The sequence below is a fragment of the Agromyces sp. NDB4Y10 genome (assembly GCF_001620055.1).
In the GTDB taxonomy this organism is placed as follows: domain Bacteria; phylum Actinomycetota; class Actinomycetes; order Actinomycetales; family Microbacteriaceae; genus Agromyces; species Agromyces indicus.
In genome coordinates this window covers 1-8,095 of sequence record NZ_LQGY01000045.1, presented here as the reverse complement: position 1 = coordinate 8,095, position 8,095 = coordinate 1, and the positions used below count along the sequence as shown (strand labels likewise).

Genomic DNA, 8,095 nt, shown 5'->3' with positions numbered 1-8,095 from the left:
CGCCGCGATCGCCGGCACCCTGCTCCTCGGCCTCGTTCCGACGGCGCCCGCCTTCGCCTCCGAGACCGACCAGACGACGAGCTCGACCGAGACGGCCGCGCCGACCGCCGAGCCGACGCCCACGGAGCCCGCGCCGACGACCCCCACCGAGTCGACGCCCACCGAGCCCGCGCCGACCGACCCGGCACCCACCGCCCCGGCACCCACCGACCCGGCACCCACCGACCCGGCACCGACCGACCCGGCACCGACCCCGACTCCCACGCCGACCCCGACGCCCACACCGACCCCGACGCCCACTCCCGCACCCACGACTCCGGCGCCGACCACGGCGCCCAAGCCCGCCCCGGCCCCGACGACGCCCGCGCCGTACGTGCTCGTCGGCGACGGCCCCGTGGCCCGCATGGCGACGACCGACACCTCCGCCGACGCCGAGGTCACGGCCCTGCTCGGGCTCCGCACCCAGCTCGAGCGCGCGCAGGCCGACCTCCGCGAGGCCGAGGCCGCCCTCGACGCCGGGCGGACGACCCAGCAGGTGGCGCGCACGACGGCCGAGCGACTCGACGAGCGCGCTGCGGAGGCCCGCGGCGTCGCCGAGCGCGCTGCGGCCGCCTATCTCGCCGCGAGCCGTGGCGACGGCGCGGCGATCACCTCCGTCGACGCGGCGTTCAAGGCCGGCAACGACCTCCTCGCGGGCCTCGGCGGCCTCGAGCGCGTGCAGCAGCTCTCGGGCGACGTCGACCGGCTGCGCGAGATCGCGGAGCGCCGGGAGGCTGACGCCGTCAAGGCCGAGGAGCGCGCCGCGGCCGCCTGGCTCGCGGTCGAGGCGGTGCCGATCGACGACCTCCAGGCCGCGGTCGACGCCGCCCGGGCCGCCGTCACCGCCGCGCGCGCCGACCTCCGCGGGCTGCAGTCCCGCGTCGCGGCCGAGACGGTCGCGATCGTCGACACCCTCCCGCAGGACGTGGGGCAGCTCAGCGAGCAGGGGTGGGCGAACCCGGCCACGGGCACGATCTCCGACGTGTTCGGCCCGCGTCCCGTGAAGCCCGTCCCCGGTGTGAACGAGTTCCACCGCGGGACCGACATCGCCGCCCAGTGCGGTGCGGGCATCTACGCGGCGACGGGCGGCACCGTGACGTCCGCGGGCCCCAACGGCACGTACGGCAACTGGATCCTCATCGACCACGGCGCCGGCATCTCGACCGGCTACGCCCACATCCGCGAGGGCGGCATCCTCGTCGACCCGGGCCAGGAGGTCGCGGCGGGCGAGCTCATCGCCGTGGTCGGCAGCACGGGCGCCTCGACCGGATGCCACCTCCACTTCGAGGTGCGCATCGACGGCACCGCGGTCGACGCGGTCCCGTTCATGGCGGCCCGCGGCGTGAAGCTGGGCTGAGCCGGCGAGTCCGGGATCCCGGACAGCTCGGCTGCGGCATCCGTTGCCCGCCCCGCCCCCAGGGTGTGGGATCGGAACATGACCACCGCTGCACCCACCTCGACCGGCACCGCCGCCGGCCCCCGCACCGTCCGCGCCGCCCGCGGCACCGAGCTGACCGCGAAGAGCTGGCAGACCGAGGCGCCGCTGCGCATGCTCATGAACAACCTCGACCCCGAGGTCGCCGAGCGCCCCGAGGACCTCATCGTCTACGGCGGCACCGGCAAGGCGGCACGCAACTGGGAGGCCTACGACGCCATCGTGCGCACGCTCGAGGCCCTCGACGCCGACGAGACGCTGCTCGTCCAGTCGGGCAAGCCCGTCGGCGTCTTCCGCACGCACGAGTGGGCGCCGCGAGTGCTCATCGCGAACTCGAACCTCGTCGGCGACTGGGCGACGTGGCCCGAGTTCCGCCGCCTCGAGCAGCTCGGCCTCACGATGTACGGGCAGATGACGGCCGGCTCCTGGATCTACATCGGGACCCAGGGCATCCTGCAGGGCACCTACGAGACGTTCGGCGCCGTCGCCCGCTCGCTCGCCGCCAAGCGCGGGGCGACCGCGGGCGAGGTCGCGTCGGCGACGCTGGCCGGCACGCTCACCCTCACCGCCGGCTGCGGCGGCATGGGCGGCGCGCAGCCGCTCGCCGTGACGATGAACGGCGGCGCGGTGCTCATCGTCGACGTCGACGAGACGCGCCTCCGCCGACGCGTCGACCACGGGTACCTCGACGAGGTCGCACCGTCGCTGGACGCCGCGGTCGAGCGGGTGCTCGCCGCGAAGGCGACGGGGACCGCGCTCAGCGTGGGGGTCGTCGGCAACGCGGCCACCGTGTTCCCGGAGCTCCTCGAGCGGCGCGTCCCCATCGACATCGTCACCGACCAGACGAGCGCGCACGACCCGCTCTCGTACCTGCCCGAGGGCGTGTCCGTCGACGAGTGGCACGCGCTCGCGGCATCCGACCCGCACGAGTTCACCGAGCTCGCGCGCCGGTCGATGGCCCGGCACGTCGAGGCCATGGTCGGCTTCCAGGCCGAGGGGGCCGAGGTGTTCGACTACGGCAACTCCATCCGGCGCGAGGCCGAGCTCGGCGGGTACGAGCACGCGTTCGACTTCCCGGGCTTCGTGCCCGCCTACATCCGCCCGCTGTTCGCCGAGGGCAAGGGACCGTTCCGCTGGGCGGCGCTTTCGGGCGACCCGGCCGACATCGCGGCGACCGACCGCGCCATCCTCGAGCTGTTCCCGGAGGACGCGCACCTGCGCCGCTGGATCGAGCAGGCCGGCGAGAAGGTGCACTTCGAGGGCCTGCCGGCGCGGATCTGCTGGCTCGGCTACCAGGAGCGCCACCTCGCGGGGCTGAAGTTCAACGAGATGGTCGCCTCGGGCGAACTGTCGGCGCCCGTCGTGATCGGTCGCGACCACCTCGACTCCGGCTCCGTCGCCTCGCCGTACCGCGAGACCGAGTCGATGGCCGACGGCTCCGACGCGATCGCCGACTGGCCGCTGCTCAATGCGCTGCTGAACACCGCGTCGGGCGCGACCTGGGTGTCGATCCACCACGGCGGCGGCGTCGGCATCGGCCGCTCCATCCACGCCGGCCAGGTCGTCGTCGCCGACGGCACCGACCTCGCCGCCGAGAAGATCTCGCGCGTGCTCGTGAACGACCCCGGCACGGGCGTCATGCGGCACGTCGACGCCGGCTACGACCGTGCGGTCGAGGTGGCCCGCGAGCGCGGCCTCCGCGTGCCGATGCTCGAGGGCTGACGGATGCCGCACGCCGCAGCATCCGGACGGCTGCTCGTCACCGGCATCGGCGAGCTCGTCACGAACGACCCGGCGCCGGATCGCGAGGGCGGCCCGCTCGGCATCCTCCGCGACGCGGCCCTCGTCGCCGACGACGGGGTCATCACCTGGATCGGGCGATCCGGCGACGCTCCGTCGCTCGAGGCGACGGCGGACTCGCCGCACCCGCACCGCATCGAGGTGCTCGACGCCCGCGGACGCGCGGTGATCCCCGGGTTCGTCGACTCCCACACGCACCTCGTCTTCGGCGGCGACCGGGCGGAGGAGTTCGCGGCGCGCATGGCCGGGCGCGCGTACGAGGCGGGCGGCATCCGCTCGACCGTCGCGGCAACGCGCGAGGCGACCGACGACGAGCTGCGCGCGCGGCTCGCGGGGTTCGTCCGCGAGCTGCACGGGCAGGGCACGACCACGTTCGAGGTGAAGACCGGGTACGGCCTCTCGGTCGTCGACGAGGAGCGCCTCGCGCAGCTGGCCGCCGAGGTGACCGACGAGGTCACGTTCCTCGGCGCGCACGTGGTCCCCGCGGAGTTCACCGAGCGCGCCGGCGGCGCCGACGGTTACGTCGAGCTCGTGGCCGGTGAGATGCTCCAGGCGTGCAAGCCCCACGTCCGCTGGGTCGACGCGTTCTGCGAGCGCGGTGCGTTCGACGCCGAGCAGTCCCGCCGCGTGCTCGAGGCGGGCCGCGCCGAGGGCCTCGGCGTGCGCGTGCACGGCAACCAGCTCGGCGAGGGCGACGGCGTGCGCCTCGCGGTCGAGCTCGATGCGGCATCCGTCGACCACTGCACCTACCTGAGCGAAGCGGATGTCGCGGCGCTCGCGGGTTCGCGGACCGTGGCGACGCTGCTGCCGGGCGTGGAGTTCTCGACGCGGCATCCGTACCCCGACGCGCGACGCCTCATCGACGCCGGCGTGACCGTGGCGCTCGCGAGCGACTGCAACCCCGGGTCGAGCTTCACCAGCTCGATGCCGTTCTGCATCGCGCTCGCCGTGCGCGAGATGGGCATGACGCCCGCCGAGGCGGTGCGGGCCGCCACCGCGGGGGGTGCCGCGGCGCTGCGGCGAACGGATGTCGGCGTCCTCCGTCCCGGGGCTCGAGCCGACCTCGCGCTGCTCGACGCGCCGTCGCACGTGCACCTGGCCTACCGGCCGGGCGTGCCGCTCGTCGCCGAGACGTGGAAGGACGGGGCGCGCGTGGCGTGAGCCCGCCGCCCCTCGGATCAGTCGTCGTCGCTGCGGCGCAGGCCGCGTCGCGCCGAGAGGAGCGTGAACTCCGGATGCGCGGCGACGAGCCGCTCGGCGCGGTCGAGCACCTCGCCGACGCGGCCGGCGTCGGCCGCCACCACGCCGACGCCGATCGCGGCACGGCGGTGGAGGTCGTGGTCGCCCACTTCGGCGACGGAGGCCTCGGTGGCGCGCCGCAGCTCCGCGAGCACCGGACGCAGCGTGCCCCGCTTCTGCTTCAGCGAGTGCACGTCGCCGAGCAGCAGGTCGAACTCGATCCAGCCGATCCACACGCGCTCAGCCTCCCACGGGCCGCGACGACCCGCCGCGGAACCGACGGTGCCGTCAGCGTGCGGGCGTGATGATGCCCACCGTCCGCGTGCGATCGAGGCGGTTCGCGAGCACGATGGCCAGCACGCCGAGGAACACCGCCGCCGCGGCCCGCGCGAGCCCGTCGAGGGAGACGAGCAGCGTCAGGATGGCCTGATCAGCCGACTGCGGCGCCGCCGCGACGAGCAGCGCCTGTGCGAGCGACGGCAGGATCACCGCGACGAGCGCCCAGCACGGCGCCCAGTTCCACGGCGCGGGGACGACGCCGGCACGTGCGATCTGCACGCAGGCCACCGCCGCCAGCACCGCCCTGAGCAGCGGGATCGCCGCGAACAGGAAGCCGAAGCGCTCCGGGGTGGACTCGTCGAGCGGCAGGAGCCACCAGACCGCACGATCCGCGAACGACCACAGGGCGAGCAGCACGAGCGCGACCGTCCCGAGCGGCCGCCCCGCGGTGACGCTGCCGGCGCCGCGGAACCCGAAGGCGAAGAGCAGCAGGGCGCCCGCGACGAGCACGGGGCCGAGGAACTCCCCGCCCGGGACCGACCAGAGGACCGGTCCGAGGAACGCGGCGACGAACGTCGAGGCGATGAGCAGCGCACCGCCGATCGTCCACGCCAATCGGGCGTCCTGCGTCATCGCGTCGTTGGGTCGGGGCCGGCGCACGAGAGGCAGCCTATCCTCGGAGGAGACGGAACGAACGCGACGCGACCGCGGGAGGCGCCATGGACGGACACCGGGTATTCCGGATGAGCTTCGCGAGCATCCATCCGCTCTACGTGCAGAAAGCGGAAAAGAAGGGTCGCAGCCGCGCCGAGGTCGACGAGGTCATCCGCTGGCTGACGGGGTACGACGAAGCCGGCCTCGAGGAGGCCATCGACGACGGCCGCGACCTCGCGACGTTCTTCGCGAACGCGCCGGCGATGAACCCGAACGCCGAACTCATCACGGGCGTCGTCTGCGGCGTGCGCGTCGAGCAGATCGACGACCCGCTCATGCAGCAGATCCGGTACATGGACAAGCTCGTCGACGAGCTCGCCCGCGGCAAGAAGATGGCCTCGATCCTGCGGTCGCCGGGTGCCGCGACCGTCAGCGCCGCACCTCGATCGCGCTGACCCCGGCGAGGTCGATCCAGGCGCGCTCGCCCGTGTCGACGAGCACCGCGAGCACGTGGTCGCAGGTCGCGCACCGCACCACCGTGCCGGCTCCGCTCACGTAGACCATGGCGCGGGCGAGCTCCGCGACCGTGCCGCACGCCTTGCACCGGCCCGTCGCCGTGGTGATGTCGAACGAGAAGAAGTCGGCGAGTGGCCCGGCGAGGGCGTTGCCGTCGAGGTGACTCGTCATCACGTGCCTCCGTATCGTTCGGTGCGGATGTCGCGGGGTTCGTGCCCGAGTTCGACGAGCCAGTCGGCGACGCGCTCGACGAACCCCGTCGAGCCGCAGACGAACACCCGGGGGCGCTCCGCCGCAGGCACCGCCGCGGCCTCGAGCGCGTCGCGCGTGATCCGCCCGGGCGGGGCGGACCACCCGTCGGGGGTGCGCCGCGTGTACACGAGATCGAGGCGCAGCGGTGCGGATGCCGCGGCGAGCGCCGCCCACTCGGACGCGAAGTACACGTCGTCCGGCGTCCGCACCGAGTACAGCAGCCGGAACGGGGTGGGATCGGCGGCGGCGGCGTGCGCGTGGGCCATCGCGAAGAGCGGCACGACGCCCGAGCCGCCCGCGATGAGCTGGACCGGCCGCGCGTCATCCGTCACCGCCGCCGGTCGCCAGATGAAGAACGCGCCGAGCGGGCCGTGCACCTCGAGTCGATCGCCGGCACGGAGTTCGTCGACGAGGTACGGCGAGACCTCGCCGTCGGGCAGCTTGTCGACCGCGAGCACGACGCGGGATCCCTCACCCGAGGAGGCGATGGAGTACGACCGGGTCGCCGTGTAGCCGTCGGGGGCGGTGAGCCGCACGTCGAGGTGCTGGCCGGCCTCGTTGCCGGGCCACCCGTCGACGTCGAGCTCGATGCGCGTCGCGTTCGGGGTCTCGCGGCGGGTCGCGGCGACCGTGGCGACGTGCCATCCGGGCCGCGGCATGCCGCTCACCAGTACCGCTCCTCCTTCCACGGGTCGCCCCGCAGGTGGTATCCGTTCTGCTCCCAGAACCCGGGCTCGTCGTCGGCCATCATCTCGAGCCCGCGCACCCACTTCGCGCTCTTCCAGAAGTATAGGTGCGGCACGAGCAGTCGCGCGGGCCCGCCGTGCTCGGGGTCGAGCGGTTCGCCGTCGTACTCGAAGGCGACCCACGCCTTGCCGTCGAGCAGGTCGTCGAGGGGCACGTTCGTCGTGTACCCGCCGTAGCTGTGCGCCATCGTGTACTCGAGTTCGGTGTCGACGTCGGCGAAGAGCGTGTCGAGCGACACGCCGCGCCATCCGGTGCCGAGCTTCGACCAGTGCGTGACGCAATGGATGTCGGTCGTGACGTCCTCGATGGGCAGCGCCATGAACTCGTCCCAGTTCCAGGAATGCTCGGTGCCGGACTCGGTGCGGATCGTGAACGCCCAGTCGGCGGTGTCGATGTCGGGCGTGGGTCCCGCCGAGAGCACCGGGAAGTCGCCGACCAGCGTCTGGCCCGGCGGCAATCGGTCGTCGCGCTCGCGGCCCCGCCCGGTGAATCCCCTCGTGATGAACGACATGCCCGTCTCCTCCCGCTCGGACCGGACGCCGTCGGGGTCACCCTAGCCCCGCTCCGGCGTCATGTCACTGCCCCGAGGGCTACCGTTGGGTCATGCCGACGTTCACGCCGGCGCCCGACGGCGTCGACCGCGTCTCGGTGGACGCGCACCTCGCGCGCGTCCTCGCCGGGGTCGCGCCGCTCGGCAGGGTCGAGACGGTCGGGCTCGCGGATGCGGCGGGGCGCACGCTCGCGGTCCCGGTCGACGCGCTCGTCGACCTGCCCTCCTTCGACAACTCGGCCATGGACGGCTACGCCGTGCGCGAGGCGGATGTCGCGGCCGCCGCCGATGACGCCCCGGTAGTGCTCGACGTCGTCGCCGACCTGCCGGCCGGCTCGGCGAGCGGGGCGACGGTCAGCACCGGGCAGGCGGCGCGCATCATGACGGGCGCGCCGATCCCGCCGGGTGCCGACGCGGTGGTGCCCGTCGAGCGAACGGATGCCGGGACCGAGCGGGTCGCGATCCGCACCGCCCCGCGGCCGGGGCACCACATCCGCCGCCGCGGCGAGGACCTCCACGCCGGCGACCCGCTGCTCGGTGCGGGCGTCGTGCTCGACGCGCGCCGGGTCGCGGCCGCCGCCGCG

The 8,095-nt window shown here is 74.3% G+C and carries 9 protein-coding genes and 1 pseudogene; 5 read left to right on the top strand and 5 right to left on the bottom strand.

Going from position 1 to position 8,095, the window contains the following annotated elements; translation table 11 throughout:
• From AVP42_RS11295 to hutI, 3 genes are all read left to right on the top strand, one after another.
• Nucleotides 1-1,396 (top strand): M23 family metallopeptidase (locus tag AVP42_RS11295; protein WP_067949089.1); only part of this gene is annotated, 1,396 nt, incomplete at its 5' end.
• Between the two features lie 78 nt (nucleotides 1,397-1,474).
• Nucleotides 1,475-3,196, top strand: coding sequence for a urocanate hydratase (gene hutU / locus AVP42_RS11290; RefSeq protein ID WP_067949086.1), 1,722 nt, complete (start codon nucleotides 1,475-1,477; stop codon nucleotides 3,194-3,196).
• Nucleotides 3,197-3,199: 3 nt separating this feature from the next.
• Nucleotides 3,200-4,435 (top strand): imidazolonepropionase, encoded by a 1,236-nt coding sequence (gene hutI, locus AVP42_RS11285; RefSeq protein ID WP_067949084.1) that lies wholly within the window; start codon nucleotides 3,200-3,202, stop codon nucleotides 4,433-4,435.
• Nucleotides 4,436-4,452: 17 nt separating this feature from the next.
• Here hutI and AVP42_RS11280 read toward each other — a convergent pair whose 3' ends face one another.
• Both AVP42_RS11280 and AVP42_RS11275 read right to left on the bottom strand, forming a co-directional pair.
• Complete coding sequence (locus AVP42_RS11280; protein WP_067949082.1) at nucleotides 4,453-4,749, bottom strand: DUF503 domain-containing protein; 297 nt, start codon at nucleotides 4,747-4,749, stop codon at nucleotides 4,453-4,455.
• A gap of 52 nt (nucleotides 4,750-4,801) precedes the next feature.
• A complete protein-coding gene (locus AVP42_RS11275; protein WP_067949080.1) occupies nucleotides 4,802-5,452 on the bottom strand; it encodes a hypothetical protein in 651 nt (216 codons plus the stop codon).
• Nucleotides 5,453-5,511: 59 nt separating this feature from the next.
• Here AVP42_RS11275 and AVP42_RS11270 point away from each other — a divergent pair, with 59 nt between their 5' ends.
• The gene (locus AVP42_RS11270; RefSeq protein ID WP_067949078.1) at nucleotides 5,512-5,901 is read left to right on the top strand and encodes a DUF2200 domain-containing protein; all 390 of its coding nucleotides are present in this window, start codon (nucleotides 5,512-5,514) and stop codon (nucleotides 5,899-5,901) included.
• Here the strand turns inward: AVP42_RS11270 and AVP42_RS11265 are convergent.
• The 3 genes from AVP42_RS11265 to AVP42_RS11255 are packed head-to-tail and all read right to left on the bottom strand — an operon-like array spanning nucleotide 5,876 to nucleotide 7,472.
• A complete protein-coding gene (locus tag AVP42_RS11265; protein WP_067949076.1) occupies nucleotides 5,876-6,133 on the bottom strand; it encodes a DUF6510 family protein in 258 nt (85 codons plus the stop codon). The genes AVP42_RS11270 and AVP42_RS11265 overlap by 26 nt on opposite strands.
• Complete coding sequence (locus tag AVP42_RS11260) at nucleotides 6,133-6,873, bottom strand: FAD-binding oxidoreductase (protein ID WP_067949091.1); 741 nt, start codon at nucleotides 6,871-6,873, stop codon at nucleotides 6,133-6,135. Before AVP42_RS11260 ends, AVP42_RS11265 begins: the two co-directional genes overlap by 1 nt.
• 5 nt (nucleotides 6,874-6,878) lie before the next feature.
• A complete protein-coding gene (locus AVP42_RS11255) occupies nucleotides 6,879-7,472 on the bottom strand; it encodes a sulfite oxidase-like oxidoreductase (RefSeq protein ID WP_067949074.1) in 594 nt (197 codons plus the stop codon).
• Between the two features lie 92 nt (nucleotides 7,473-7,564).
• Here AVP42_RS11255 and AVP42_RS11250 point away from each other — a divergent pair.
• Nucleotides 7,565-8,095: pseudogene (locus AVP42_RS11250) on the top strand (molybdopterin molybdenumtransferase MoeA); the annotation flags it as partial.

Bases quoted from the DNA above. Each gene is read 5' to 3' on its own strand.
- hutU (WP_067949086.1), top strand. From the start codon at position 1,475: ATGACCACCGCTGCACCCACCTCGACCGGCACCGCCGCCGGCCCCCGC.
- hutI (WP_067949084.1), top strand. From the start codon at position 3,200: ATGCCGCACGCCGCAGCATCCGGACGGCTGCTCGTCACCGGCATCGGC.
- AVP42_RS11270 (WP_067949078.1), top strand. From the start codon at position 5,512: ATGGACGGACACCGGGTATTCCGGATGAGCTTCGCGAGCATCCATCCG.
- AVP42_RS11265 (WP_067949076.1), bottom strand. From the start codon at position 6,133: ATGACGAGTCACCTCGACGGCAACGCCCTCGCCGGGCCACTCGCCGAC.
- AVP42_RS11260 (WP_067949091.1), bottom strand. From the start codon at position 6,873: ATGCCGCGGCCCGGATGGCACGTCGCCACGGTCGCCGCGACCCGCCGC.
- AVP42_RS11255 (WP_067949074.1), bottom strand. From the start codon at position 7,472: ATGTCGTTCATCACGAGGGGATTCACCGGGCGGGGCCGCGAGCGCGAC.